Consider the following 25695-nt stretch of genomic DNA (forward strand, 5'->3'; position numbering starts at 1 on the left):
CTTGGTGTGAATGTAGGTGGATTTTGATGGGAATGTATGCCGCCTGTCCGCTTCAGCGGCTTCTCCGGGCCCGCCCGCTGCTCCGCCTGGGAAAGGAGGTGATCCGGGACCGACTGCACCGGATCAGGCGTTGACCGAAGCAAGCCGGTCCATTGAGACGGTGTCCGCCCCGCTCCAATGGGACACCTGTTCACGGGCCCATTTTATCCCAAGGAGATGATGAATGAATGAGGAAGAGACAAGGAAAGAAGCGGCTGCTTGCGGCCCTGCTGGTTCCTTCGCTGCTGCTGGGCTCCATCCCCCCGTCCGCTGCGGCGGAGGAGGCGCTTCCCGCTTTTCCCGGCGCGGAAGGAGGCGGCATGTACACGACCGGCGGACGCGGCGGCACCGTGTATGAGGTCACGAATCTGAACGATTCGGGCCCAGGCTCCCTGCGGGATGCCGTCTCGCAGGGCAACCGCACGATCGTCTTCCGCGTGTCGGGGAACATCAACCTGAAGTCGAAGCTCATCGTCCGCAGCCCGAACCTCACCTTCGCCGGACAGAGCGCGCCGGGCGATGGGATCTCAATCAACCATTATCCCGTCATTGTCGATGCGGATAACATCATTTTCCGCTACCTGCGGTTCCGTCCCGGTGACGTCGTACTGGCCGAGGAGGATGCGATGTCGATCCGCAAGCATGCGAACATCATCATCGACCACTGCTCGTTCACGTGGGCGATCGACGAGGTGCTCTCGCCCTACGAGAACCGCAACGTCACGGTTCAGTGGTCTATCGCGGGAGAGGCGCTGCACATGTCCAGGCACCAGAAAGGGCGGCATGGCTTCGGCGGCCTCTGGGGGGCGGGCAATTCCACGTATCACCACAACCTGCTCATCCATAACGCCAGCCGGAACGCACGCTACAAGGGCACGCTGACGGAGAGCAAAACACTAGATTTCCGCAACAACGTCATCTACAACTGGAATTACCAGACGTCCTACGGCGGCGATCATGCGGACGTGAATATGATCAATAATTACTATAAGTATGGTCCGGATACGGCGATCTCCGAGCGGACCAACCTGTACGAGCTGACCGGTGCGAACGGCAAGGTGTATGTGGACGGCAACTATGTGGATTCGTTCCCTGATGTGACGGCGGATAACTGGCTCGGGGTGGCGCTGGATGCGGGCAAAGAGCGCGTCTCCGAGCCGATCCCGGCGTACCCTGTCACGACGCATTCGGCGGAGGAAGCTTACCGTCTCGTGCTGGAGCAGGCGGGTTCGGTGCTGCCCAAACGCGACAGCGTGGATGCGCGGCTGACGGCCGATGTGCGGGACCGGACCGGCCGGCAGATCAACTCGCAGTCGGAGGTGGGCGGTTGGCCTGAGCTCAAGAGCGCGCCGGCACCTGCAGATACCGACCATGATGGCATGCCGGACGTCTGGGAGACCGCCGAAGGGCTGAATCCGGCGGATGACGCGGACCGTAATGGTACGCAGACGCCGGGTGGGTATACGCATCTTGAACGGTACCTGAACTCCATCGTTTGGAAAGGAGACCGGAACCCGGTCGTCCGGCTGACTTCGCCGTCGATCAATCGGCTTGCCGAGACGGGCGGCAGCGTAACCCTGAGGGCTGAAGCGCGGGATGGGGACGGTGCGGTCGCCAAGGTGCAGTTTTATGCGAACGATGTGCTCCTAGGGGAGGATACCTCCGCTCCGTACAGCTTCGAGTGGAAGAACCTGAAGGACGGCAGTTATTTCCTCAGGGCCAAAGCGGTGGACCGCAGCGGCTACGCGACGGACTCCTCGACCGTTCCGCTTCATGTGAATACGAAGGGATCAACCTACCCTTGGATCTCCAAGGATGTGGGGGAGCCGGGGATCCGCGGCCACGTGTCGGTCAGCGGGGACAGCATCACGGTCAAGGGGGCGGGCAACTGGCGGGAGAACGATTCCTTCCATACCGCTTACCGCAAGCTCAAAGGCAGCGGCGAGATCGTAGCCCGGATCGACACGCTGACGAACACGACGCCGCATAACCGGGCGGGCGTCCTCATCCGCGAGAGCCTGGAGCCCTTGGCGCGGGAGGCCATGATGGCCTTGTCCGTCCGCGGGGAGGCGTATGTCGGCGTGTTCTATCACCGCGGGGAAGCGGGGCAGCCTCTGGCTGAGACGCCGCCGATCGTGGCGCTCCATACGCCGTATTATGTGAAGCTGGCCAAGAACGGCGATACGGTCGAAGGCTACATTTCGCAGAACGGCACGGACTGGAGGCTTGTCTCCTCGGCTTCGTTCCCGGGCATGAATGAGGTGTACATCGGTCTGGCGGCCGAAGCTGCCGAGGAGAACAACCTCATCGACAATTACAATACGTCGGTGTTCCGCCAGGTGAGCTTGGCCGGGCTTCCGGAGATCCGTCCGGACCAGCAGAGCGGCACGGTGAATGCATCGGTCTATGGATCGGGAACGGTGACCTCGGCCGTGTACCGGCTGTCGGGATCGGTGAGCGAGCCGGCGAACGTGAGTGTGAACAACCGGGCGGCGAAGGTGGATGCCTCCCTGCGCTTCACGGCGGATGTGAAGCTCTATCCGGGGCCGAACAAGTTCACTCTGCAGGCCGTGGATAGGGACGGCAACCCGGCCGAACCGAAGGTGCTGGTCCTGAACTGGGATCCGCGCACCGCTTCCGTCCGGGTGGAGGAAAGCTCCGTTGACACCGCGGCGGGAACGGAAGCTTCGGGAGCTTCATCGGATGACGGAGTGCCGGAGGATTTGTAACCGGATGTACCGGATGGAAGGCGCTGTCCCTGTGAAGGGGGCAGCGCTTTTTTTGAGCTTGCCGCCATGCGGACCGTACGCTATATTATCTTCCAATGGAGGAAACCCTAAGGGCATCCTTCGGAGGGGAGAACAGCCATGGAAAAGAGACAGATCGACCAACTGCGCCATATCCGCAATAAAGTGACGCGCTTCATGATGATGTACAAGTTTGCTCTGGAGGAGCTTGAGACCAAGATCGATATTCTCAATGAGGAATTTCATTTTCTGCATGAATACAACCCGATCGAGCATACCAAATCCCGCATCAAATCGCCGGAGAGCATCCTGGAGAAGCTGAACCGCAAAGGGGGAGGGGAATCGCTCGCAAGCATCAAAGAAACGATCCGGGATATCGCGGGGCTGCGCATCACCTGCTCCTTCGTTGAAGATATTTACTGGATCAGCGAGATGCTCCAGAATCAATCCGACCTCCATGTCGTGGAGATCAAGGATTACATTAAGAATCCGAAGCCGAACGGCTACCGCAGCCTCCACCTGCTGGTTCAGGTGCCGGTGTTCATGTCGGACAGGCAGGAGCCCGTGTATGTGGAAGTGCAGATCCGGACAATCGCGATGGACTTCTGGGCGAGCCTGGAGCACAAAATCTTCTACAAATACGACGGCTCCGTGCCGCCGCGTCTGCTCGAAGAGCTGAAGGACGCCGCCGATTCCGCGACGGCCCTGGACCGGAAGATGGAGAAGCTGCATAAGGAAATCGAAGCGATCAAATCCGCCGACGAGGCTTCGGCCGAGCCAAATCTGCTGGGGCAGCTGACCGGAGGGAAGGGGCTGCCCATTCCGGAGGCGCTGCTGAGGCTGGCGGACGAGGGGACGGAGTAGTGACCTCGTGGGCGGCCGTACTAGAGTGCCATCCGATAAAAAGAGAGCGAAACGATGTTAGCCGTTATGGCGAGCATCGTTTTTTGTTTTGCAGCAGCCGTCGCAGGATGTACTTGGTCAGGCATTCATTGCTGCCCTGAAACAGCTTGCTCTGCCATTTCAGGTCCCGTGTCCCGAGTGACCACGATGCCAGGATCTACCTTAGAACCGTGGTCAGTTTCCTGATGGATAAGAAGTGAGAGAAGAATTGTGGGGGGTTGCAGGGAAGAAAAGAGGAGGGAATGAAAATCAATCAACGGCTGATTACCCTGCTGCTCATCCTATTGGTTCTGACCAATACCGTCACCTTCGGCCTACTCTGTGTCTCCGGGTGGATCCAACGTTCTCTATACATACGATATCCCGGAAGGGCGAGCAAACAGTCCAGGTTCAAACTTTCGGCGGGCAGAGCCCGACCTGGAAGGTGGAGCATTATACGGTGGTCCGTACCAAAGACAAGCTGTGGCGGGGAGGAGCGAAGTTAACCCATGTGGGGGACCCCAAGGATAGCGCCGCGGTTTTAATGGGGAAGTTGTTGGTCTATATGGCAGGTAAGATCGGTAAGAATGACTGGAGACATCAAATATTTACAGACCTAAGGTATGCGGAAAACGGATTTGAAATGAGCAAGGTAGATGGATTTCATTATTGCGGACCATATTTTATCAAGTGTGATCATGGCTGTTATCATGGGGAAAATAGTCATGGAAGGGGCTTAGTAAGTACTGGCTGTCGAGGTGGGATTGATGAATATAATGGACAAGAACCTGCCAGGCAAACTCGATACACTGTGTTGAATAAATGTTTGAATGGCATATACTCCTCTTCTGTTTTGTTTGCCTGGATAGATAGTCATGATGCTTACGGTACGATAGCGGAGATTGGCTATGCTGTAGGAATAGGTAAACCTGTGTTTGTTGCCCTTTCGAATGGTTTGGAGGATCCCGATAGTATGTGGTTTCCATGTAGACTAGCAAACTATACATACAACTGCGATACCGCAGAAGAAGCATGGAAACAGTTTATAGATGTATTTGATAAAAAGGAGAGAAAATTCCGCAAGTAATACGTCTGCTGAAGGAGTTAGATTTATGGGGGTAAAGTACGGTATTTCCTTATGTTGTGTGGTATGCGGACACAATACATTTGTCATGCCAGCCACAAGTTTGTTAGCAGCCAATGAGACACTGAAGGATATCAGGAAACAAGGTAGACCCCCTATGTGTCCCAATTGTAACCTTCAGCTTGTCTATTTCCCTTGCTCGAATGAAGAAGAATAAAAATCTTAACACATGTTTAGTAAGAAGGATCCTCAAAAGCACAATTTAATCAGTTTGTGTAGCCAGGAATAGGCAAGTGCCTCACCTGCAGCAGACAAGTGGCCGCACCGCGGCAATTGTTGGGAATGGAATAAATGTATGACGTTTCGAAAATGAGCAAGTATCAGACCTGACATATCCAACCTGTGTTCAATCAACGAGAAGTCTTGTTAGGCACCGGCATTCGATTGTTGATTTATTGGTTTAAAAAGTTAAAAACGTGTATAAAAAGTTAAATGACGTGGTATAATATAAATATAGGATAGGAGGTCATGCAAATGGTTAAGGTGGCCGAGCGTGAGCTTAAAGAAAAGCTGAACCAGCTTGAACAGAAAGCTAAGGAGACTGGACAGGGTGTTACCGTTGCTTTAACGGCTGAAGAGCTTCATACACTTATTCAGAACTTAGGTAAGGCCAAGGCCAAACGGGTTGGATATTCCAAGTCTCCTGTGTTAGTAGCAAAAGTGAACGATGGATGTTATTCGGTAGCTGAGGTTGCCAAGCGATTCAATTATTCTGAGCAAGCCATTTATAAATGGATTCACACCGGTAAGATCAAAGCCCATAAAGGGCCCTTTTCCCAAAAGGGATACCGTATTCCCAAAGATCAGTTTAAGGAACGTGTTTCCCTCCGAGATAGGGTGTTGCAAACAAGAAAGCAGCTTATTGGTGATGCTGCAGTAGAGTTTGACGATCCTGCTGGGAGTGGTATAGACGAAGAATGAAAACAGATACGATTATCCGGGTCCAGTGGGACAGTAATGCGTTTGTAAAAGCACTCCTATTCACCAGTGATAAAGATACTACCCTACTATCCCTAAAAAGCGCCTCCACTTCGGTGGGGTGCTTTTTATGACCGATGCCGGCAAACGGAAATGACCGACCTAATGAGTTTACGGTCCGGACGGTCATTTCTATGTTTGCTGTGCGCTAACTAACGGATGGTGCGCTCAAAAACAAGTACTGAGGGAAGGGGTGGCCGCCCCTGCTCTTTTTATTCTACGCGCTATGCCCTCATTTTACCACAGAGGCTTATCCGAAATATCACTATGAAGATGAGAGGATTAATAATAAAAAGCGCTAGTGTCGGCCGGTCCAGACCATAGAATTTAGAGCGAAATTAAATCGTGGCCTACATGAATGTTAAGCAGAATTAACACGTGTTAATAAAAAAGAACCATTCTCAGCAGAACGGTTCTTTTTACTTTCTGGAGCATGGGACCCTTATACCGATCTTTGCTGTGTCTCCGTCTACTCCAACCACGATGATTTCGATCTCTTCACCAATCATGATGGATTCATTTACCTTGCGTGAAAGCACAAGCATAGATACACCTCTTTCAGCTTCTTCGGATGGGTGCTTAGAAGATAATCATGATTATACCACATCAAAGGGGAAGGGCTTGCCCCTAAGGCAGCTAAGCTTGCCCGCGTGGAGGCTACCTTACTGAGCATCCCAGGCGTCTTATAGGGCCTTACTTGAGGCTCTGGATGATACCCGACAAAGGTTATCTGCTGCATAAGCTTCCAGATAAACTATCCAAAGCAAAGAAACGAAACGGAGCTTAACATGTGGACACATATACAACGACAAGGCACTTTCTATCTGTAATCATCCATCTACGGCACGAATTGCGAAAAAGGAGCCCATTTCTGGGCTCCTTTTTGTATACTCTCCAGTAATTCTGGATTATTTGAACTTTATAGTTTAACCAAAGTGATTGAATCCGATGTAAGTGCAACTTCACCCAGCCATTCATTAGCTTTTGGACGGAATGTACCCACATGAACCCCGTCCGCATACACTTTTACATAATCAACCAGATAACCTGACTTGCTGCCAGACCCGTCGCTATATAGTATGAGCGAGCTCAAATTTCCCAAGTCTGGCGAGGAGATGGTAGGGAATTTCTCGTAAGCGCCTTGTTCGAAGTCATTTACGCCGGGGTTGTCCAGCGGCGTGGGACCAAGACTGCCGTTAGCACCAAGGATCTTAATCTTAATGTTGGAATCAGTTCCTGCATTATCTACGTTCGCTGTTTGAACGTAAACAGTATAGCCTTTGGTAGCAGCAGAAGCCGGTGCAGCGAGAGCACCTACGATCATTGGAACAGCTAATACAGTAGACAGTACACGGAGAAGTCTCTTTTTCATCTAAATTCCACCTTTGTATTAAATTGGAATAATAGTATTCCGAGAAGAAATATACCATATAATGGCGTAATATGTCTACGACACCATTCTGTGAAATATCACACATTTTCGATAGTGTAGAGGCAGGGAAGTGTTTTTTATTTGGAGTAATAATGTGCTAAAATTAGCAAGTATTCTAATCTTCTGGAGGTGAGGTGATGAAACGTCAATCAGGTATCGTACGTTTGGTTGATGAATTAGGGAGGATCGTGTTTCCTATCGAAATGCGGCGTGCAATGCTAATCAACGAAGGGACATCCCTTGAAATTTACACGGATGAGAACAGGATATACCTGAAGCGATATATAGGACAGTCATGTTTTTTTTGCGAAGGGTCTAATGATGATTTGAAATACTTCAAGGGTAAAATGATCTGTTCCGATTGTCTCCATGAAGCTTTTCCTGATCCAGACCCACCCTTGGTTGAGCTCGAGACAGCTGCAGGAGAAGTTGCGGCTGCAGCATACGTAGAAGAAACCTCAATGGAACAAAAAAAGCAGGTTAACCAGCAGTCAATCAAACTAAAGAGGCCAACGCTCCAAAAACTTACCCGCATTGAGGCTTACCTTACTGAGCATCCAAAAGCATCTTACAAAGAGTTATCTGCGGCTTTGGATGTTACTCCACAAAGGGTATACCAGCTGCTTAAGCTTCAAGATGAACTCTCAAAGGCGAAGAATCGAAACAGGGCTTAAACATGTGTTACGGAACTCTGTAGATTCATTTGAACGACAAGGCGTCTGTCTAGCTGGGTGAATGTAAGTTAATGATTCTTTATTAAAAGACCCTTTAAGGCCCTTTACAGGGCCTTTTTTCTCATGACTTATTGGCAACTTTCTGAATACTTAGTAGCACTAGAAGAGTTGTACGAGAGCGTAGGCGGGGACGACAAAAGGCAAGAGATAATTAAGAAAGAACCTTCCATGGAGGAGCAAGCGAATTAAAAAAAATGGCACTTTGATGCAAAGAAAAAGCAGGCCCTCGTAGAGAGGTCTGCTTTTTCTTATGTCGTTCTAAAAGATCATTTTAAGTAATTGATCAGTAAATATGGTCTTAGGTGGATGTGTTTGCGGTGAAGAATGAATTATAAAAATACTGCCAGGGATAACCATGACAGTGCCCAAATTACTCCACTTGTATTTTTAAACCATATTCTATTTCATCCCCACCAGCCCACTGAGCCCTAAAGGAATAAATATATAGTCCTTTATCCGCTGGAACCGTGAAGCTATTATTCTCCAGTTTTACTTTTTCAAATGCAGTTCCGGTGTACTGCTCTGGCCAGAGAATAATATCCAAAGTATTTTCTTTTGGAGGTATATCGTAGGTGATTTTTATTTGGGAGTTGGCCGGCACTACATCTGCTTCTTTATCCTTTAGAATCAGTCTGGTACTGTACTCCCTTTTACCATTCCAGAACGATCCCATTTGATGAGTGGTTAATGAAATGTTACCGGCTGTTGTTACACTAGCTTTTGGAATGGGAGTAGGTTCTTTCCCACAGCTAATAAGGATTGTTGCCGTAATAATAATCAGTAAAAAGAAGTTAATCCTTTTCACAGTCTACCCTCCGCTCTTAGAACCAGATTGAAGGACAGGGAATTCCTTCCATCCCATTGTTACATATTCTTATTTATTAATGCAAGATTACCATCTGGCCGGCATCGATTTTCGCAATGACTCTATTTTGTAAAACTGAATCAGTGATCGTGGTGATTGAATCAGACCACAACCAACAATCTCTGCCTTTTTGGTTGTTATGGAGATCCATACGGCGATGTTCATAATTGGAATATCCATCACTGTTGATTTGCTCCAGGAAGCTTGTAGGCTTATCTTCATGAGCTGTGGCATACAGTTCCGCCCATGCCTTGGTAATATACTTACACATCAAGGCATTCCAAATGGCATGACGAAATGCATCACCTTCGTCGCCAAGGGAATCATGTCGTCCGTAGTTATTATCGGTATATTTGAATGCCTTTTGTCTTGTCATGAGAGTAAGTGCTGCAAACGGAGGGTTCATAACAACCCAGTATTTCTCCGTAGCGGTAAGTGCTTCGAATTCAGAGTAGGATACGGCTGGAGAAATAGAACGTTGGGAATTGGCCCCTTGTGTAAAATGCTGAAGCACCTGTTCGGTAGTTAGCGACGGATTTTGTTTCTTATATAATTCAATTTCTTTGTAAAACGGAATTAAAGGATGATCTTTAGGAAGGTCTTTATATTTCGGATCTTTCAGAATTTGATCTATCGTCAATTTTTCCTGTTTTTTACCTGCCTCAACACTATGCTCTTCCTGGGCAGCAAATGCTGCTGTACCTGAAGAGACCAAGGAAACCGACACCAGACTTGCGAGAGCCAACTTTTTGAACATGTATCTCACTCCTATTTATATAATATGTAATACATGTATAACTCTACCATCTAAGGATAATATTACAATATATTAATATAAATAACATATATAATGGTCAGGAGGGGGGGCCGGTATTCTACAGTAACATCGTAAATACATAGAACCCTCAGCCAGAAAGCTGAGGGTTCTATTTTCCTTTTTTGGTGACCGAAAGGTGTGGAGGAAGGGATACCGTACATTTAGAGTGCGGACGTAACGGGTCATTTGGCGACGGAAAGGGGAATGCCGGGAAATCCCGGCTTACATAAGAATCTAGAGACATTCGCATTATCGTCGATCCCGAAGGAGTTTATTGTTCTCCATTTGTTCTTTCCCATTTGTTGTATTTTAATGCGTAACAAATATGAACTATTAATGTAACAGACAGCACAAGAACGATTATATGAAGCAAGTCAACTAGTAGATATGCATATCTTCCGAGTCCTGTAAGTGTCCACCAAAATATAGGTGGTCCCTGTATAATGATTGATGCTACCCCCAATAAGAGTAAAATGAGGGCTAATATCTTTTTTAATACTACATTTTTATAAAGAAAAGGTATTGTCAAAATCGATATGAATACACCTAGTAGAAGACTTGCGTTAGCCCAGAGTCTAACATAACCATCTTCCGAGCCTTGTTCCATACCTAAAAAAGAAAAATTAAAAACATTTAACTTATAACACAAAGCTAAAATAATTGATGCGAACCCGAGTGAAAAAGAGTATCTTATATATTTTTGCATATCTCTCCTCCTGACTACTTCCTATATTTATTCTACATGATAATTTCTTACATTTCCATGAAGAAAGGCACACCACAACGTGATGCACCCTCCATTCAATATTACTTATTAAGTTCTTCAAGTTTCCAAGAAAGTCCCATAGGACGAATCGTGGATTGAATTTGGTAAACACATCATTTCCCTTGACCCCATTTTCTCGCAATACATTGACGGCCCGGACCAAGAATTCTTTGATCGACTACATAAGGGTATGGCTGATTATTTCGAAAATGCCAGCCGTACTGTGCAGTCCTTATCACAGGTAATAGACCGGACTGCTGGCTTAAATCTCCCCAAATCAGTTGTATCCCAGTTTGGTAAGGCAATGAACGAAGTGACAAGCTTTCACGACCGGATTAAAGGTATGGGGATTAGTAGTGAAGTGATGAAGATTACAGATGGACTGAGGCTCCCAGGGTTTACAGATGGGTTGGAGCTCCGCGGTATTGCAGGGGAATCAAATGGTTTCTCCGAGCTAAGGAACCAGATTATATCAATCACAGAAGCTGCTCGAATTTCGGAAGCTCAATGGCAGCCGATTTCGGAGGCTCTTCGTGGTACTGAGGCTCAGTGGAAAATGATCTCTGAGACTGTTTCTGCAGCTGCGGATTATTCTAGTTTAGCTGAAAGGGTGAATTTCACTCTTGGTTTTGGTATTAGAGCAGAAGAGATGAGCACGTCAGGAATTAAAATGCTGGACTATTGGCATCGTTGGGAAAAAATGATGAGTCCATTACAGGAGTTGCTTAGATCCTCTCAGTGGATTGACGCAACATCCTTAACCCAATCACGTGTAACTCGCCCTTGGGCACCGATCATTGAAGAAACGAATTTTGTTCCTTTCACCGAGTCTTACGTTGAATTGACAAAGGACCTCGATACAAGCGACCCTGACCTTCTGAAGCTGGTCCAGGTCTCTCATAAAGAATATGCTAATGAGTTAAAGTTAGCTGAACAAGTTAGCAAGGCTCAGGGGGCAGAAACGGAAAGTGAAACGCCCCCCCTGTGATTAAGGAAAAGTCGGAATTGTTGTTGGAGGTTCCAGATGTGATCAAAACAGCAGTACCACAATTAGAAAGATTGTGGTTGGGAGCTTGTGATGCGCTTGGGTCGTCCAATCCTGATAAAGTCAGGCACGTCACTGTTTCACTTCGGGAGTTGCTAACTCACATTATTCATACCCTAGCTCCTGACGAAGAGGTCAGGAAGTGGACAGAAGATCCGACTTTCTATAGTAACGATAAGCCAACACGGCCGGCGAGGTTCAAGTATATTTATCGTCATATTGCCCATGGTCCTATGGCTAAATTCTTAGAAAACGATATAAAGCAAGCAACAGATTGGTTCCAATTTCTCAATAAGCACACGCATGGAATCTCACATACTCTTTCAGATGCAGAATTATATTATTTGCTTACACGGACCCATGCAATGCTTAATTCGTTATCCATTGTGTTACGGTAAACAAAATAGGGAGTACTTAACACGTGTTAAGCCTCCCTATCCCTGAATTCAGTTGAAAATCGACATATCGATGATATCGTCCAGACGGATCGATCAGGTTTCATCTTCTTCCAATAGCAGTACGATTTTTCGTTGCGACTGGTCTACGTGTTCGACTACGCCGGTGAGCACTTCATCTATGTATGGATCGAACAGGGTGATCTTTAGAGGAATCTTGTCTTGCTTGGACCGCTGTATGTATGAGGCGAAATCCTGAAGCAGTTGCTCATCGAGCGTGGGTCGGGCCTTCTGGCGGGACTTCAGAGTATGCTGCTGTAGGGCCTCTATATGCTCTGGCAACATGAATTTAGTGGACCAGCGCATATTGGATCCTGGGGTAAGCCGTGTCTCCTTCATAACGCCCTCCTACGAATGTTTGTTCTTATTATAGCCGTAATATATTTTCTGTGAAAGGGGGCCTTGATGATGAACGAGCTTATTCTTTCCTTTAAAGAAAAGATGGAGTCAGCAGGGGAGATAGCTCCGACAACAATCAGGCAGTATGTCAGCGAGGTGGGCAAATTCGCAAAATGGTTCGTGATCTACAACCAGGAGCCGTTTATTCTGGAGAACATCACGCCGCGGGATATCGCCAGTTTCAAACGCCAAATGGTACAGGAGAAAAAGAGCCCACGTTCCATTAACACATTCGTTTACGCGATCAAGAAGTTCTGCAGGTGGGCGGTTGAGGAAGGGATAATGCCTGACGATCCAGCTGCCGGCATTGAACCTGTCACCGTAGAGTTTATCCGGGATCCCAAATGGCTGGATCGACTTGAGGAACACCGATTCATGCGTGAGGTGGAAAAGGAAAGGAATTCCCGGAACCTTGCCATTGTGGAGCTGATGCGTCAAGCCGGCTTGCGGCGTGAGGAGATATGCCAGCTGCGGGTACCCGATCTGGTCTATAAGGACCGGGTAGGTGAAGCCCATATCCGAAAAGGCAAGGGTGATAAGCCGCGGGTCGTGCCGCTGAACAAAACCGTTATCGATGCTCTAAAGAAATACGAAGAGGAATACAAGCCGGTGGACTACTACTTCTACAGCCAAAAGAGCAAACCTGGCAAGCCAGATGATAGGGCTGATGACCGTCCGGCACTGGCCGTCAGTACGATAAATTACATCTTCGATCGGTACAGGGAACGGGCAAATATTCCTCACCTGACACCACACACTCTGCGTCACACATGCTTAAAGAAGCTCACAGATCAGGGGGTCCCCCCTGCGTACATTGCATATATCGCAGGACACTTCACCAAGTCCGGAGAACCAAATATCAGGACACAGATGATCTATACCGTACCAACATTGAAGGATTTACAAAGACACATTGACCGTTTGGTGGAGGCATAGATAATAGAAAATCAAACAGGGGGAAGATATGCGCCAAAAGCTGAAAGAAATGGTTGAGATCAAGGGAGTTTTTACAGCAGACTATGTAAAAACATTCTCTTCAAAAAGGGGAAGAAAAGGGACAGTGCTTCTCCTCAATGTAAAGAATGAGGATGATCTTTTGCTGACAGACCATATCTGGATCTATTCCAATCCGGAGCTCACAGAACTTAACTTAGTCGAAGGTGAAAGAATCATCTTTAGAGCAAAAGTCGTAAAATATACTAAGGGTCAACTAAACGACAAGCAAGAAGACTATAAGCTAACGAATATCTCCTGTGTTAAACGATACTTTGTAGGTGATGTATCTGTACCTAAACGTAAACGGCGGGGGAAGCGAGGCAAAAAGGGGATAACTTTGTTAGAAGAGGATACTGAAGGACACGTGGCTTAATCACGTCAAATAAAAAGGAGGTAGCTGAATCGATGCCTACCCCAAAGCTTGAAGAGCTAGATGGGTTTGAGTATTACATTATTAAAGAGATATTGAATTATCGCCCCCAAATGAATGAAGCAGCTGCGCTTAAACTCTTTGAAAAGTATCGCCCTGTGCTCTATGCTTTGGATGATTACAGTCAATCTCCAGCATATTACGCTCATGAGTTTTGTAAGGCTTCTGAGGAGGGATTTACCCCAAATAAATGGTTAGAACATATTCAAAACGTTGGTCGTATGTATGCAAGAAGCAACGAGACTTCCTTTTACAGAAAAGATGTCCTAGATATGCTGGGCAAACTTCTGGATGAAGGGTATTCGGGAAAGACATTAATCGCACATTTCGAAATGCAACTGATGGGGTATGAACAGATTTTACAAAACAATGTGGATGAATTTCTGCAGGACATATGCAATCCGGAGAAATATAACGATGATATTGGTTTCAACGGTTTAGATGTATTTTTTGATAAAAATAATAGTGAATCCTAACATGGCCAAAAGGGGCAACAAGCAATCTTGGATGCACATAAAGAGAAGCGTATGGTGCGGCAGCCGATACGCTTCCTAGTCTATTCATGAGCGACTGATAGCCGCGACAAACTTTTTGTGCCATCGTTCCCAAGTATCTCACTGTCTCTGTCCTTCATTCTTTAATATAAATGTCCCCGTCGTTTTCAATGATAACTTTCGTTTTTTTCGTTGTATCTTCAATGTCCTTTACAATCTCAGACTGGCTGTACTTGGACCTATCGAACTGCTCGGCGGAGACCAAGCTATACGTAACATGAGGGCTTGCCATTTTCTCTACATGGCCATAAAGTTGATCAAATTCTTCAGCGGAAAAAGTGCGTACATATACCATGTCTGTTTCTTTTTCTTCCGGTATCTCACTAAAAACAAAAGCAGCAACACCCGCGGCGACTGCAATCGAAAATACAGTAACTGATGCTAATGCAATCTTCTTTCTTAAACGCGACATGGGCGGCACATCATTCCTTCAAATGTTTTCTGTATTCCTTTAGTCTTTTTGGCTTTATGTATGGATAACTTGTATTTATTCATTCGTGGCCTTTTGACCAAACCAAACTAGTAGTTTGATCACGCACCAAAATAATCTTTTGCAAATCCTGATATTTATTTTCTAAGATTATTCTGATGCCTCCACCTTCATGGGGGAATGCAATCAAACCAGCTTTGACCGTTATCTCCAGAGTTCCGTTTAGATAATCTTTCTTATAGCCTTTATATTGAAGTGCACTTGAGGCGAACGAGCCCTCTAAAATAATGTGCTTTTCTGAGACAATAACACTTTGAAAGCCTATTTCATTTGGGGAAACAGACTTACCCCAGATAATGTAGTTAAAAGTAATAAGAATAATTACACCAACAACTAAACCGAATAGGTTTAATATTTTTTTAGCATTACTAGATCCCTTTGCGGTACCGGATAGGCTTCCATATTCGTTTATGGTTCCTGTTTAATTAATATATCGCCATCAGATCCTTTGTTTTAGCTGTAGTCCATCGGGAAATCTATATCTTTTCAGAAGCTAGGACTAACGGGCAAAGTCGTGAATGCTGAAATGCCGTCTGCTGATTTCCCCAAGTAAGTACCGCTAACGTCATAGTTTCCGCCGGAGAACGTAATCGTGTAATCACCACTCTTCAGTCCTTCCGGGAATTCAGCCCAACTATTCCAGGAGAGAGATGAGTTTGCTGGTATAGTTGTGCTCCAGTAGCCTGTCAACGATGATCTATGAATCAAGTAAACGTCTTATTTTCTCTGTACTTTATACGAACAGCAGGAAGGGAAGCAGCAGACTGAATCCGTAGGGTGCGGTTCCGCATCGGGACCGCCGGGAAGCATCTCCTTCAAAGATCCCATGGATCTGGGCTCCACGGAAGAGACTCCTATTGGAAAGCGGGCTCCCATTAGCAGCGTCTATCTGGAAGTGGAATGGTACGACGGGGCGAGGAGATGAGGAAGGATCGAATCGTTCTGTCCGAATAGAGAATGGCGGCGTTGCAGCCAACCGGTTGAATAAATAAAGGAACCAGGATGCCTTATTGGCCCGTTTTCCGCGGCTTCCCGACGGATAGCGGAACTCAGGTGCTCTATTGCTGTCCGTTTGGGGGAAAAGCCGCCTCAAACACCGAAATAGCGAATCCCAGTTCCGCTATAATGAAAACAGCCCTGTCGTGAGCAAGAATAACGCACTGGAGTTCCTCTATTTCATCATCGCCGGGCTGGCCGGGGCCCAAGGACGGCTGCAATCGCCGGTCGAGCCTGACGGCCGACGGCCCGGACCTGTTTCGTTCCACCGCTCCTCCTCTACAAGCAGGCCAAAGAGGCTGTCCCAAAAGTAGAGATCATTTATAGCTGAATTCTTATTCAAAGTGGGGGATTAAAAATCACTAATCGCCTTGTGGACAGCCCCTTTTCGCTGAAATATAGGAATGTAAATCTCATCAGGGCTCGATTCTGTAATCTTATAAACGTGCATCGTCCGTAAAGAGCGGCGAAGGCCGCTGATCTGACAACGAGCGGGTACTGCCTGATGTATGTTTAAACCCTGCTCCGCGGCGGCATCAGGCGTAGTGGATGACCATGCTCATCCGTGTCATTACGCTGCCCGAATTGTGATAGTCATGGGGCTTGTCCGCCTTGAAGCGGATAGCATCCCCAGCCTTGACCGTATATTCCGCATTGTCGATCCGGACCGTCAGCTCCCCGTCGAAGACCGTGATGAATTCTTCCGTCCCGGGCTGATGCGGATTGGCGCTCAGGTAGCCTCCTTTGTCGATCTCAATGGTATACACCTCGAACCGCCTCCCGTCCTCGAAAGGGAAAAAAGGATAGATCCGGTAGCTGCCGTTATCCTCGTGGAGCGCACGGATAGCGCTCTTCGGCACCACCACGGCATCCGGCTGAAGATCATGGATGAGCGAAGTGAAGCTCACCTTCAAGCCGTTCGCGATTTTCCATACCGTATTGATCGTCGGATTGGACTCCCCGCGCTCGATCTGCCCGAGCATCGTCTTGCTGACGCCGGTCAGTTCCGCCACTTTATCCAGACTCAGCTTCTCTTTCTCCCGCAGCAGCTTGAGATTTTTGGCGAGCACCACATTAATATTGTCCATGCTTGTGACGATCCCCCTTTTTTGGTTGTGCGCTATGGCGTCTTTATTGTATAATCATAACGTACATACGTTAAGGCGCACTTTTTGTGCAATTATAGAGCATAATAGGGGTGGATCACAATGGGTTTTGTACCGTTCTTGCTGTATGTGCTTGTGACCAGCTTCACTCCGGGGCCCAACAACTTCATGGCAATGTCCAATGCCAGCCGGTACGGGTTCGGAAGAACGCTTCGCTTCAGTCTGGGGGTAGGCGCCGGCTTCTTCGTGATTGTCCTGCTGTGCAGCTACTTCAATCTGTTCCTGTACAATCTCATCCCCACGATCCAATTCGTGATGAGCTTGCTCGGGAGCGCCTATATGATCTATCTTGCGTTCAAAATCATACGGAGCAAACCGGGCGCTCCGGACGGGGAGCCCGAATCCCTGAACTCCTTCGCAGCCGGCGCCATGCTGCAGTTCGTCAATCCGAAGGCGATCCTGTACGGGATCACGGTCACTTCCACTTTCATTCTGCCGTTCTACCAGTCGCATCTGAGCCTGATCTTATTCTCGCTGGGTCTCGCGCTGGTCGGGGTCCTGTCGACTTCGAGCTGGGCGCTCTTCGGTTCCTTGTTCCAGAGATTCCTCTCCGGCTGGCAAAGGTCCTTCAATCTGCTGATGGGCCTGCTGTTGATCTACAGCGCCGCGGCGATCTTTATGTGAGCGCACGCCTATTCAGCTTTAGAGCAAAGAAAGCCAAATGACCCGGCCGCCGGCCGGATGCATTTGGCTTTTTGTCAATGCAGCTTATCAATGCAGCTTATCAATGCAGTATGCTGAGGCCTCGCCTTACTGGCCCTTCACTGCCTCAGCCAGCAGCTGATACGACCGCAGGCGGGCTTCGTGGTCATAAATCTGGCCGGTGACGATAATCTCATCCGCACCGGTCTCCTGCAGGTAGCGCGGCAGCTTCTCCCGGATGGTGGCCTTGCTGCCCGCGATCGAGTAGCCGAGCTGCTTCAGCACGATGGCTTTCTCCTGCTCGTTCCACAGCGCATCCATGCTGTCCACCGGAGGCTTGAGCTGGCCGGTGCGCCCGCGGATGATATTCAGGAACGCCATCTGGTGCGAGGTGGCGAGGCGCTGCGCCTCTTCGTCGGTGTCGGCGGCCACGATGTTCATGCCGACAATGACGTAGGGCTTCTCCAGCACCTCCGACGGCCGGAAGTTGCTGCGGTACAGATCGAGGGCCGGCAGCAGGTACTCGGGGGCAAAATGGCTCGCAAAAGCGAACGGCAGCCCGAGCTGGCCGGCCAGCTGGGCACTGAAGCCGCTGGAGCCGAGCAGGTAGATCGGAATGTCGAGGCCCTCACCCGGGACGGCGCGCACGCCCATCGGGCGGCTGTCAGGGTCGCCGCTCAGGTAGGCGCGGAGCTCGCTGAGCTGCTCCGGGAAGTCGCTGCCGTCGCTGCCGAGGCCGCGGCGGAGAGCACGGGCCGTGAACTGGTCGGAGCCCGGCGCGCGGCCAAGGCCCAAGTCGATGCGGCCCGGGTACATGGACTCGAGCGTGCCGAACTGCTCGGCAATCATCAGCGGTGCGTGGTTCGGCAGCATGATGCCGCCGGAGCCGACGCGGATGGTCTCCGTGCCCGCGGCGACGAAGCCGATCACCACGGAAGTGGCCGAGCTGGCAATGCCGGGCATGCTGTGATGCTCCGCGAGCCAGAAGCGGCGGTAGCCCCACTGCTCGGCATGCCGGGCAAGGTCGAGCGTATGGCCGAAGGTCTCAGCGGCCGTGCCGCCGGTGCGGATCGGCGCCAGGTCCAGCACGGAGAGGGTCAGGTTCTGCAGCAGGTCGTCTGTATGGGTAGCAGTCATTATCGTAAAGTACCTCCTAAGGATAGCGTGATGCCTTGCAACTGTTACTAATATAATAACAGAAGTGGCGGGGGAACAACAACCCTTAGGATCTCCGTGCTAAGGTCTGGTCATGCAAGGCTGATTCCCTGCATTAGCAAAGGGGGCGCCGTTCGGTCGATTTCCCCTCGGATCAGGTTCCGGCCTTCTGCAGCACCGCTTCGACATCGGCGTCCTGTGCGGGGGAAGCTGCGGTGCGGGAACGCCGGAGGGAAGCCGCCGCAGTCACAGCAGCCACGGCTACGCCCGCCGCCCCGATCCAGGAGATGGAGGCGAGAGAGACGCCTTGGATGACCACACCGCCGATGCCGGCACCTGCGGCCATCGCCAGCTGCAGCACCGAGGAGTTCAGGCTGAGCATGATCCCGGAGGCCTGCGGCGCAAGCAGGATCAGGTTGTACTGCTGCGTCGGGCCGGACGACCAGGCGGAGAAGGCCCACAGCATCAGCAGGGGGAACATGGCTGCGGGAGAATGGGCGGCGAGGGACAGCGCGAGCAGGGTCAGCGCATGAAGCAGCATGCCGCCGATGAGCGTGCGGGGGACACCCCAGCGGTCGGTGCCGTAGCCGCCGAGCTTCGACCCAAGCAGGGAGGCGATGCCGAAGGCGAACAGGGCGGCACTCACGCCTTTTTCGCTCATTCCGGTTACGGTAAGCAGGAACGGGGAGATGTACGTATAGGTGATCGAATAGCCTGCGATCCAGAAGAAGGTGACGAGCAGAGCAGCGGCAATCTTCGGCTGTTTCAGGAGCGCGAGCTGGTCCCGGATCGGTACGGGCTGTTCGCCTTCTGTCCGTGGAATGACCCAGCCTACGGCCAGCATAGCCAGCACACCCAGTACGCCGATGCCGCCGAAGATCCACTGCCAGTCATACGCCGCGGCGATGACTCTTCCGAGAGGCACGCCGACGATCAGGGAGGTGCTGAAGCCCATGACGAGGGTAGCGATGGCACTGCCCTGCTTGTCGGGAGGAGCGAGCTTGGAGGCTACGGTGAGGGCGGTGACGACGAAGACGCCGGTGCTGAGCGCAAGGATGATCCGCGAACCGATCAGGAAGGAGTAGCCGGTCAGGGCAACCGCAAGCAGATTGCCGGCTACGAACACGGCCAGGGAGTAGAGCAGCAGCTTCCTGCGTTCGATCCGGGCCAGAGCTGCCATCAGGACGGGCGTACCGAAGGCATAGGCGAGGGAGAAGACGGTAATGAGCTGACCGGCAGCGGAGACCGATACGCCGATGTCAGCCGCCACCTTATCCAGTATGCCTGCAATGATATTCTCCGACGTACCGACCAGAAAACTGGCGACAGCGAGCAGGTAGATTTTCCACGTGTTCGACATGTAGTACTAAGCTCCTTTCATACCTCATATAATTTTATATTTCTAAAAATATAGAAATAACAAATAAAAAAAATTACTGCAGCAGGTAAGGGGCGTATTTCTGCGCTATCTCTCTATTCACGCTGTAATAAATGAACGTGCCGTCCTTGCGCAGGTCGAGCAGTCCGCAGTCCGTCAGCTGCTTCAGGTGATGGGAAAGCGTCGATCCGGCGATGGATTCCAGCTTGCTCCTGATATCGGTGCAGCACAGGTTCTTCTCCTCGGTGAGCAGCATGGCGATCTTCAGGCGGGTAGGTTCTCCGAGCGCCTTATATACTTTGACGGCTTCGCGTAATTCTGCGTTCTCTTGGACCATAAGGCGATCACCCTTGTTGTGTTTTGATATTTCTATAACTATGGAAATTAGGTTACCATATCCTTCCTTGGTTGTAAACCCCATTTTTCCGGTTGAGAGGGTGTGGTTTAGGGGAAGGGAGGAGAACAAGCTTGGACCCCTGAGTGAAGGGGCGAATTACCGGGAACTGCTGTACAAGTTCTTCTGCCGTTTGACCAGCCTGAAGCCTTCGAAAGCGATCACTGCATCTGCCGCCTCCGGCTCCGGCTTCGCATGCTTCAGGCCCCGGCCGGGAAACCTAGGGGAGATTGCCAGCGGCTAACAAGCATGCGACCAATGGAAGGAGGCATTACCCTATGGATCACGCCAGGCTGCGGGAAGAGCGGTGGAACGCATGGACTCACGGCATCGGGGCGGTCCTGAGTGCGGCCGGGCTCGTCCTGCTGCTGCAGCGGGCCGCGCTTTTCAGCCATGCGGCTTATACGATATCGAGCGCTGTGTACGGGGTGTCCTTCACTCTGCTCTACCTGTCCTCCACGCTGCTTCACAGCGCGCGCTCCGCGAAGTGGAGCGAACGGTTCGAACGGCTGGATCACGCGGCCATTTTTGTTGCGATTGCCGGGTCTTATACGCCCTTTCTCCTCTATACCTTCCCCGGGGCGCCAGGCTATGCCATGCTGAGTCTGGTATGGGCACTGGCCTTCACCGGCATCGGGCTCGTCCGCTGGATCATCCGCCGCTTCATGCCCTGGGGGATGATCTACTATCTCGTGCTGGGCTGGCTCATCGTCTTCCTGATCGGGCCGCTGCAGGACAAGCTGCCGCCCGAAGGCTTGGCCTGGCTGCTGGCTGGCGGTGTACTCTACAGCACGGGCATTCTGTTCTTCGTCTGGCGCAGTCTCAGGTACCACCACGTGATCTGGCATCTCTTCGTGCTGGCAGGCAGCGGCTGCCATTTTATCACGGTGTATGCTTATCTGGCTCCTCTGCCGGGAAGGTGAATGGGGGTGGGATTGACCGGCTGCTATGGGTTGGCTCGCTCATCGTTCCCTGATGGGAGTGATATAGAACGGCTTATCATCCGAAGGTGCCGTCTGACTGCTGGCTCTCGGCAGCCGGTATTATGGGGTGCTGGCTGAAGCGGTTTTATAGAACCGAATATGGGAAGTGAGGGCGGCTGGGAGGAAGGGTTAGGGCATGGGGGGCTGGTGAAGAGTGAGTTTGGACTCTATTGAGGCTTTCCGCAGAGGGCCTTTTGCTGTATGTATAGGATCATAGCGACATTGGCCCTCCGATGTTTAAGCCCGGTCCCTTTGGGGGTAAAAAAGGGTAACCGAGGCACGTCCCTCTGCAGGGGGCGGCCATAACGAAGGAGTGTTCCCTATGAGTATCCAAAACCGCAATGAATCGTCTTCGTTCACGAAACCCTTTGCCCATGTGCATACCCTTCTCACCGCCCACGGATTCGATGAAGTGGCCGGTAAGGAGAACAGCTTCTATGAGCTTCCGATCCGCTCGGAAGGGGAGTCCAAAGGCTACCCGTTCCGCGTGTATACCCGCCCTGCGGAGAACAACCAGCTCGTGGTTGACCTGAGCCAGGCCCGTTTCGCCGGAGAGGGCGAGGTGCCTGCGGAGGTTTCCGCCAAGGCGGACAAGCTGCTTGCGACCCTGCGGGAGAAGCTGCAGGGCGAGCCGTACAAGAACGAATCCACGCCGATTGACGAGGCCCAGAACGGGCGGATGTCGAACAACGAGGAAGAGGTCAAGCAGCTCGGCAAGGTGATGTCGGACTACCCGACGAACAAAGAGGTCAAGGAAAGCGGCATGGTGCCTGATCCGATCCAGTAAGATAGGGGTGCGGCGGCCAGGCAGGGTATGCAAGAGGATTCCTGCGGCCGCGGCTTTCCGTTGGCTCGCGCAGCAATGTAACCAAGAGGCACGCTCGGGTGAGCGTGCCTCTTGTTGTATGCGGCGGGGGCTTCCACAGGGACAGCGGATGCTGTGCGGCCGGCCGCTCCGCTCCTTATGCTTTTGCCGGCTGGTTTGGCGAATAGCGGAACTGAGATTCGCTATTTTGGTCGGGAGGGGGAGAAATCCCTGTCTTTCTAGCAATAAGATACCTGAGTTCCGCTATTTCTCGGGAAATGATGGGAAATACTGCGATAAGGCATCTGAGTTCCGTTATTTTAGTTTGGTGGATCAGATAAACAACGGAGTAGACTTGCCCGATAAAGCCGCCTGCGGTGGGCCTCTGCGCACTCCACGCCACGAAAGCGTCCGCGGGCCACTCATACCGCCATAGCGGGGTGCAAGGGCTAGAAGCGGAACGCCTGCAGGTGCCCTGCGGTGCAGGCACATCGGCTCCGCCCGCGCCGCCTTACTGCACCTCCGCACGAAGACGCGCCAGGAGCGCGTTGATGCGCTGTGGAATCTCCGCGCGCAGCGCGCTCCACGGCACGAAGGCGTCCGCGGGCCAGTCGTACCGCCGGTAGCGGTGCGAGGGCCGGAAGCGGAACGCCTGCAGATGCCGTACGGCGAGCCCATCCAGCTCGGCGTCAGTGGCAAACGTGCCGAGGAACAGGTCCGGCACGAGCACACCGCCCTCACCGGCGAGCTCCATTCCGGCCCGCTCGCCGTCCGGCAGCAGGCGGAAGAGCTCCGGCATCGCACCGAAGGCATGCTTGCCGGCCTGCACATGAAGCACGGGCCGCCGGCCGTCTTCCAGGTTGCTGCGGTCGGGCAGCAGGCCAAGGAAGAATTTTCCGTGAAAGCTGGCTTCGCACCGCAAGACTTCTCCCTGATGGCCGAGGTAGATCCAGACATGCTCGAGGTCATAAAGGTGGCCGATGTCATAGTCCCAGTAGACCGCATATTCAATCACCGAGGAAACCTCGGCCGGATCGAAGCGCAGCTCGCGACGGAACGACGGGGAAGGTCCGGGGGTCTCCAGCAGCGTCACTCCGCAGCGGACGGGCAGGAAGGGCTCATGCTCGTCAAGCAGCATGACGGGAGCATGGGCAGCGGCCATCTCCAGCAAACGGTCTCCACTACCGCTCATACGCCCACTCCTTTCTGCAGTACCTGCAGCCTGGCGGCCGACGTCTCCCTGCCAACCCGGTTGCCCACCCGCATGCAGTCGACCTTAAGCCCCGCCACGGCCATCTCTAGCATACGATCACTTCCACTACCGCTCATACGCCGACTCCTTTCTGCAGTACCTGCAGCCTGGCGGCCGACGTCTCCCCGCCAACCCGGCTGCCCACCCGCGTGCAGTCGACCTTAGACCCCGCTAGGGCCAACTCCAGCAAACGATCGTCTCTATCGCCGCTCATATGCCCGCCCCTTCCTGCAGCGCCAGCAGCCGGGCGGACAGCGTCTCCAAGCTGGTCCGGATATCCTCCGGCGTGCAGTTCGGCTTCAGCTCGTAGACCATGCTCGCTCAGGGAAGAGCGGCCGAGCTGACGCGAGAGGGCCTGCGCATCGGCACGGATGACGACATAGCCTTGATTCGATTCCCCGGGCACATACGGATAAGAGGCGGCCAGGGTGATCTCGCCCGGTATTCCTCCCGTGAGGGGGGAGGCGTCGTCGAGCCACAGCAGGGAGCTCTCCGAGAAATCCATCCCGTCGAGCCGTTCGACATCAGGCCAGGGCTCCGAGCCCTGCAGCTGCCGGTAACCCTGCTCGGAGGAGATCAGCATGCGGTTCTTTTTATAATAGATATCAATGGAACGGATCGTCCCTTCGCTTACGGAGGCCAGATACTGCAGGTAGCTGTGGGCTTCGCCGATCTTGGCGTTATGCTGCTTCACCGGATTCGTGAAGAAGAACAGGGCATGCTCCGCGTTCAGCTTGTTCACGGTAAGCTCCGCATACGTTTGGACCATGCGGTCGAAGACCTGGTGGCGGAGTGTGGAGCTGACGTTCTCCAGGGTGACTTCGTGCGCCTTTTCGATCTCGCGGTTGAAGTGGTTCGAGAAGTAGAGATACGATGCGATGCCCATGAAGATCGCGGTCAGGATGATCAGAAGGATATAGGAGAATACGAGCCGGTGAAAAATGGTGTTGAAGCGTCTGTGAATCCGCATGGTTCCTCCTTAGCAAATCTTGCGGGCCGATTGGGGCTTGGTCCGGCCCTGGGGATTCCTTCATTATAACGGAACCGTGCTGCGCGGAACTTTAAGATATCGTGAAGACGGGGGAGGGGCATGGGGCTCTGATCCTTTCCATCATTAGGAATGTGGCAATGCGATCTCTCACCCCTACAAAGCATGCGGGGGGCACGAACAGATTAGGGAGCTTGACACACTACATGGGGAAGACCTCAGAGGAGAGACAAATGATGAAAATGAACAAACCTTGGATGATCACCGCTTCGGCGATCGTCGCTACCAGTCTGATGACCGGTTCCGCGTTCGCGAAATCGGAGAACGGCAATGCTTCCGCAAACGCGGCAGCCTCCGCTTCGGTGCAAGCCACTGCGGCGAAGGAAGAGAAGGATGCCAAGGTGAAGGTGGACGCGCAGGCGGACGCTACGGTAACTTCCGATACGTACAGTGAGCACGGGCACCAGGGTTACAAGGGCCTGCTTCAGGCGATCGAGAACGTGAAGGACAAGCCGGCGGGCGCCGTCATCGCCGACCTGCTCGTAAGCAAGTACGGCAGCCAGCTGACGGCTGAGCAGAAGGCTGAATTCGAAGCCCTCGTAGAAGCGGATGCGGCACTGACGGCAGCAGCCGACGTGCTCGACGCTCAAGGCAGCGTGACGGAAGCGGTCTATGTCCAGAAGGAAGCCGTTAAAGTCAACGTGAAGAACATCGACTCCTACAAGAAGCTCGGCAAGCTGCTCGACAAGTCCGGCGAAGCCGGCGTGAAGCTGTATGTGAACGGCGAAGAGCCTTCGATGGAGGTTCGTCCGTTCATCCGTGAAGGCAATACGCTCGTGCCTTTCCGTGCGATCTCCGAAGCCCTGAAGGCGGAAGTGAGCTGGGATGCGGAGGAGCGTTCCGTAACGGTAACCCGTGACGGGATCACCGTGAAGCTCTTCATCGACAGCAAGACGGCTTACGTAAACGGCGAGGAAGTAACGCTGGAAGTACCTGCAGCCATTGAGAACGGCAGCACGGTCGTACCGGTCCGCTTCGTCAGCGAAGCTCTGAAGGCAACGGTGAAGTGGGAGAACGAAACGAAGTTCGTCGTGATCTACGAAGAGCAATAATCCGTTTTTTATACTAGTGAAACAGAAGGAGCCCTGCCGTCCGGCAAGGGC

At 51.7% G+C, this 25695-nt stretch carries 27 protein-coding genes and 2 pseudogenes; 15 read left to right on the plus strand and 14 right to left on the minus strand.

Features of this window, described 5'->3' with window-relative positions; translation table 11 throughout:
- Positions 1-227 precede the first annotated feature (227 nt).
- The 4 genes from ACP26L_RS06680 to ACP26L_RS06695 all read left to right on the plus strand — a co-directional run bounded on the left by ACP26L_RS06680 (position 228) and on the right by ACP26L_RS06695 (position 5733).
- A complete protein-coding gene (locus ACP26L_RS06680; RefSeq protein WP_426451787.1) occupies positions 228-2768 on the plus strand; it encodes an Ig-like domain-containing protein in 2541 nt (846 codons plus the stop codon).
- Positions 2769-2906: 138 nt separating this feature from the next.
- The gene (locus ACP26L_RS06685; RefSeq protein WP_426451788.1) at positions 2907-3650 is read left to right on the plus strand and encodes a GTP pyrophosphokinase; all 744 of its coding nucleotides are present in this window, start codon (positions 2907-2909) and stop codon (positions 3648-3650) included.
- A 478-nt stretch (positions 3651-4128) separates the two neighbouring features.
- A complete protein-coding gene (locus ACP26L_RS06690) occupies positions 4129-4755 on the plus strand; it encodes a hypothetical protein (RefSeq protein ID WP_426451789.1) in 627 nt (208 codons plus the stop codon).
- Positions 4756-5286: 531 nt separating this feature from the next.
- The gene (locus tag ACP26L_RS06695) at positions 5287-5733 is read left to right on the plus strand and encodes a helix-turn-helix domain-containing protein (RefSeq protein WP_426451790.1); all 447 of its coding nucleotides are present in this window, start codon (positions 5287-5289) and stop codon (positions 5731-5733) included.
- 491 nt (positions 5734-6224) lie between these two features.
- Here the strand turns inward: ACP26L_RS06695 and ACP26L_RS06700 are convergent.
- Positions 6225-6335 (minus strand): annotated as a pseudogene (locus ACP26L_RS06700) (carbon storage regulator); the annotation flags it as partial.
- 374 nt (positions 6336-6709) lie between these two features.
- Positions 6710-7162 (minus strand): PLAT/LH2 domain-containing protein, encoded by a 453-nt coding sequence (locus ACP26L_RS06705; protein ID WP_426451791.1) that lies wholly within the window; start codon positions 7160-7162, stop codon positions 6710-6712.
- Positions 7163-7359: 197 nt separating this feature from the next.
- Here ACP26L_RS06705 and ACP26L_RS06710 point away from each other — a divergent pair.
- Positions 7360-7596, plus strand: a pseudogene (locus tag ACP26L_RS06710) (AbrB/MazE/SpoVT family DNA-binding domain-containing protein); the annotation flags it as partial.
- 730 nt (positions 7597-8326) lie between these two features.
- Here the strand turns inward: ACP26L_RS06710 and ACP26L_RS06715 are convergent.
- The 3 genes from ACP26L_RS06715 to ACP26L_RS06725 form a co-directional block, all read right to left on the minus strand.
- Positions 8327-8761: a hypothetical protein gene (locus ACP26L_RS06715; RefSeq protein WP_426451792.1), complete on the minus strand. Its 435-nt coding sequence runs from the start codon at positions 8759-8761 to the stop codon at positions 8327-8329.
- 76 nt (positions 8762-8837) lie between these two features.
- Positions 8838-9578: a DUF6973 domain-containing protein gene (locus ACP26L_RS06720; protein ID WP_426451793.1), complete on the minus strand. Its 741-nt coding sequence runs from the start codon at positions 9576-9578 to the stop codon at positions 8838-8840.
- A gap of 331 nt (positions 9579-9909) precedes the next feature.
- A complete protein-coding gene (locus ACP26L_RS06725) occupies positions 9910-10344 on the minus strand; it encodes a hypothetical protein (protein WP_426451794.1) in 435 nt (144 codons plus the stop codon).
- Between the two features lie 250 nt (positions 10345-10594).
- Here ACP26L_RS06725 and ACP26L_RS06730 point away from each other — a divergent pair, with 250 nt between their 5' ends.
- Positions 10595-11392, plus strand: a complete 798-nt coding sequence (locus ACP26L_RS06730; protein WP_426451795.1) for a hypothetical protein — start codon at positions 10595-10597, stop codon at positions 11390-11392.
- A 38-nt stretch (positions 11393-11430) separates the two neighbouring features.
- Positions 11431-11847 carry a hypothetical protein gene (locus tag ACP26L_RS06735; RefSeq protein ID WP_426451796.1) on the plus strand — a complete coding sequence of 139 codons (417 nt, stop codon included), beginning with the start codon at positions 11431-11433 and terminating at the stop codon, positions 11845-11847.
- Positions 11848-11940: 93 nt separating this feature from the next.
- Here the strand turns inward: ACP26L_RS06735 and ACP26L_RS06740 are convergent, their stop codons facing one another.
- Positions 11941-12243, minus strand: a complete 303-nt coding sequence (locus tag ACP26L_RS06740; RefSeq protein ID WP_426451797.1) for a YolD-like family protein — start codon at positions 12241-12243, stop codon at positions 11941-11943.
- A 69-nt stretch (positions 12244-12312) separates the two neighbouring features.
- Here ACP26L_RS06740 and ACP26L_RS06745 point away from each other — a divergent pair, with 69 nt between their 5' ends.
- Genes ACP26L_RS06745 through ACP26L_RS06755 form a run of 3 tightly spaced genes read left to right on the plus strand, consistent with a single transcriptional unit; the run spans position 12313 to position 14205 of the window.
- Positions 12313-13239, plus strand: coding sequence for a tyrosine-type recombinase/integrase (locus tag ACP26L_RS06745; RefSeq protein WP_426451798.1), 927 nt, complete (start codon positions 12313-12315; stop codon positions 13237-13239).
- Positions 13240-13267: 28 nt separating this feature from the next.
- Entirely contained in the window at positions 13268-13672 is a 405-nt protein-coding gene (locus ACP26L_RS06750; protein WP_426451799.1) for a hypothetical protein, read from the plus strand.
- Positions 13673-13704: 32 nt separating this feature from the next.
- Positions 13705-14205, plus strand: coding sequence for a hypothetical protein (locus ACP26L_RS06755; RefSeq protein WP_426451800.1), 501 nt, complete (start codon positions 13705-13707; stop codon positions 14203-14205).
- A gap of 154 nt (positions 14206-14359) precedes the next feature.
- On the opposite strand, the gene ACP26L_RS06760 is transcribed toward ACP26L_RS06755, so the two are convergent.
- Positions 14360-14695: a hypothetical protein gene (locus ACP26L_RS06760; RefSeq protein ID WP_426451801.1), complete on the minus strand. Its 336-nt coding sequence runs from the start codon at positions 14693-14695 to the stop codon at positions 14360-14362.
- Positions 14696-15915: 1220 nt separating this feature from the next.
- Here ACP26L_RS06760 and ACP26L_RS06765 point away from each other — a divergent pair.
- Complete coding sequence (locus ACP26L_RS06765) at positions 15916-16083, plus strand: hypothetical protein (RefSeq protein WP_426451802.1); 168 nt, start codon at positions 15916-15918, stop codon at positions 16081-16083.
- Positions 16084-16305: 222 nt separating this feature from the next.
- Here ACP26L_RS06765 and ACP26L_RS06770 read toward each other — a convergent pair whose 3' ends face one another.
- A complete protein-coding gene (locus ACP26L_RS06770; RefSeq protein WP_426451803.1) occupies positions 16306-16857 on the minus strand; it encodes a helix-turn-helix domain-containing protein in 552 nt (183 codons plus the stop codon).
- A gap of 120 nt (positions 16858-16977) precedes the next feature.
- On the opposite strand from ACP26L_RS06770, the gene ACP26L_RS06775 reads away from it, so the two are divergent.
- Positions 16978-17559: a LysE family transporter gene (locus ACP26L_RS06775; RefSeq protein WP_426451804.1), complete on the plus strand. Its 582-nt coding sequence runs from the start codon at positions 16978-16980 to the stop codon at positions 17557-17559.
- Between the two features lie 126 nt (positions 17560-17685).
- On the opposite strand, the gene ACP26L_RS06780 is transcribed toward ACP26L_RS06775, so the two are convergent.
- From ACP26L_RS06780 to ACP26L_RS06790, 3 genes are all read right to left on the minus strand, one after another.
- Positions 17686-18714, minus strand: a complete 1029-nt coding sequence (locus tag ACP26L_RS06780; protein WP_426451805.1) for an LLM class flavin-dependent oxidoreductase — start codon at positions 18712-18714, stop codon at positions 17686-17688.
- Between the two features lie 172 nt (positions 18715-18886).
- Positions 18887-20092 carry an MFS transporter gene (locus tag ACP26L_RS06785; RefSeq protein WP_426451806.1) on the minus strand — a complete coding sequence of 402 codons (1206 nt, stop codon included), beginning with the start codon at positions 20090-20092 and terminating at the stop codon, positions 18887-18889.
- Between the two features lie 73 nt (positions 20093-20165).
- Entirely contained in the window at positions 20166-20447 is a 282-nt protein-coding gene (locus tag ACP26L_RS06790; protein ID WP_426451807.1) for an ArsR/SmtB family transcription factor, read from the minus strand.
- A gap of 335 nt (positions 20448-20782) precedes the next feature.
- On the opposite strand from ACP26L_RS06790, the gene trhA reads away from it, so the two are divergent.
- Together trhA and ACP26L_RS06800 are read left to right on the plus strand one after the other, a co-directional pair.
- Positions 20783-21427: a PAQR family membrane homeostasis protein TrhA gene (gene trhA, locus ACP26L_RS06795; protein ID WP_426451808.1), complete on the plus strand. Its 645-nt coding sequence runs from the start codon at positions 20783-20785 to the stop codon at positions 21425-21427.
- 382 nt (positions 21428-21809) lie between these two features.
- Positions 21810-22274 (plus strand): hypothetical protein, encoded by a 465-nt coding sequence (locus tag ACP26L_RS06800; RefSeq protein ID WP_426451809.1) that lies wholly within the window; start codon positions 21810-21812, stop codon positions 22272-22274.
- 529 nt (positions 22275-22803) lie between these two features.
- Here ACP26L_RS06800 and ACP26L_RS06805 read toward each other — a convergent pair.
- The 3 genes from ACP26L_RS06805 to ACP26L_RS06815 are packed head-to-tail and all read right to left on the minus strand — an operon-like array spanning position 22804 to position 24514.
- On the minus strand, positions 22804-23484 hold the full coding sequence (locus ACP26L_RS06805) for a hypothetical protein (RefSeq protein ID WP_426451810.1): 681 nt from the start codon (positions 23482-23484) through the stop codon (positions 22804-22806).
- Positions 23481-23621, minus strand: a complete 141-nt coding sequence (locus ACP26L_RS06810) for a hypothetical protein (RefSeq protein WP_426451811.1) — start codon at positions 23619-23621, stop codon at positions 23481-23483. Before ACP26L_RS06810 ends, ACP26L_RS06805 begins: the two co-directional genes overlap by 4 nt.
- Complete coding sequence (locus ACP26L_RS06815; RefSeq protein ID WP_426451812.1) at positions 23618-24514, minus strand: hypothetical protein; 897 nt, start codon at positions 24512-24514, stop codon at positions 23618-23620. Before ACP26L_RS06815 ends, ACP26L_RS06810 begins: the two co-directional genes overlap by 4 nt.
- A gap of 254 nt (positions 24515-24768) precedes the next feature.
- Between ACP26L_RS06815 and ACP26L_RS06820 the strand changes: the two genes are divergently transcribed.
- A complete protein-coding gene (locus tag ACP26L_RS06820; protein WP_426451813.1) occupies positions 24769-25644 on the plus strand; it encodes a copper amine oxidase N-terminal domain-containing protein in 876 nt (291 codons plus the stop codon).
- Positions 25645-25695 lie beyond the last annotated feature (51 nt).

Source organism: Paenibacillus sp. S-38 (assembly GCF_049942825.1).
In the GTDB taxonomy this organism is placed as follows: domain Bacteria; phylum Bacillota; class Bacilli; order Paenibacillales; family NBRC-103111; genus Paenibacillus_G.

Coding starts and splice junctions, on each gene's coding strand:
- ACP26L_RS06680 (WP_426451787.1), top strand. CDS start 228: ATGAGGAAGAGACAAGGAAAGAAGCGGCTGCTTGCGGCCCTGCTGGTT.
- ACP26L_RS06685 (WP_426451788.1), top strand. CDS start 2,907: ATGGAAAAGAGACAGATCGACCAACTGCGCCATATCCGCAATAAAGTG.
- ACP26L_RS06695 (WP_426451790.1), top strand. CDS start 5,287: ATGGTTAAGGTGGCCGAGCGTGAGCTTAAAGAAAAGCTGAACCAGCTT.
- ACP26L_RS06705 (WP_426451791.1), bottom strand. CDS start 7,162: ATGAAAAAGAGACTTCTCCGTGTACTGTCTACTGTATTAGCTGTTCCA.
- ACP26L_RS06720 (WP_426451793.1), bottom strand. CDS start 9,578: ATGTTCAAAAAGTTGGCTCTCGCAAGTCTGGTGTCGGTTTCCTTGGTC.
- ACP26L_RS06725 (WP_426451794.1), bottom strand. CDS start 10,344: ATGCAAAAATATATAAGATACTCTTTTTCACTCGGGTTCGCATCAATT.
- ACP26L_RS06730 (WP_426451795.1), top strand. CDS start 10,595: ATGGCTGATTATTTCGAAAATGCCAGCCGTACTGTGCAGTCCTTATCA.
- ACP26L_RS06740 (WP_426451797.1), bottom strand. CDS start 12,243: ATGAAGGAGACACGGCTTACCCCAGGATCCAATATGCGCTGGTCCACT.
- ACP26L_RS06745 (WP_426451798.1), top strand. CDS start 12,313: ATGAACGAGCTTATTCTTTCCTTTAAAGAAAAGATGGAGTCAGCAGGG.
- ACP26L_RS06750 (WP_426451799.1), top strand. CDS start 13,268: ATGCGCCAAAAGCTGAAAGAAATGGTTGAGATCAAGGGAGTTTTTACA.
- ACP26L_RS06755 (WP_426451800.1), top strand. CDS start 13,705: ATGCCTACCCCAAAGCTTGAAGAGCTAGATGGGTTTGAGTATTACATT.
- ACP26L_RS06760 (WP_426451801.1), bottom strand. CDS start 14,695: ATGTCGCGTTTAAGAAAGAAGATTGCATTAGCATCAGTTACTGTATTT.
- ACP26L_RS06770 (WP_426451803.1), bottom strand. CDS start 16,857: ATGGACAATATTAATGTGGTGCTCGCCAAAAATCTCAAGCTGCTGCGG.
- ACP26L_RS06775 (WP_426451804.1), top strand. CDS start 16,978: ATGGGTTTTGTACCGTTCTTGCTGTATGTGCTTGTGACCAGCTTCACT.
- ACP26L_RS06780 (WP_426451805.1), bottom strand. CDS start 18,714: ATGACTGCTACCCATACAGACGACCTGCTGCAGAACCTGACCCTCTCC.
- ACP26L_RS06785 (WP_426451806.1), bottom strand. CDS start 20,092: ATGTCGAACACGTGGAAAATCTACCTGCTCGCTGTCGCCAGTTTTCTG.
- ACP26L_RS06790 (WP_426451807.1), bottom strand. CDS start 20,447: ATGGTCCAAGAGAACGCAGAATTACGCGAAGCCGTCAAAGTATATAAG.
- trhA (WP_426451808.1), top strand. CDS start 20,783: ATGGATCACGCCAGGCTGCGGGAAGAGCGGTGGAACGCATGGACTCAC.
- ACP26L_RS06800 (WP_426451809.1), top strand. CDS start 21,810: ATGAGTATCCAAAACCGCAATGAATCGTCTTCGTTCACGAAACCCTTT.
- ACP26L_RS06805 (WP_426451810.1), bottom strand. CDS start 23,484: ATGAGCGGTAGTGGAGACCGTTTGCTGGAGATGGCCGCTGCCCATGCT.
- ACP26L_RS06810 (WP_426451811.1), bottom strand. CDS start 23,621: ATGAGCGGTAGTGGAAGTGATCGTATGCTAGAGATGGCCGTGGCGGGG.
- ACP26L_RS06815 (WP_426451812.1), bottom strand. CDS start 24,514: ATGCGGATTCACAGACGCTTCAACACCATTTTTCACCGGCTCGTATTC.
- ACP26L_RS06820 (WP_426451813.1), top strand. CDS start 24,769: ATGAAAATGAACAAACCTTGGATGATCACCGCTTCGGCGATCGTCGCT.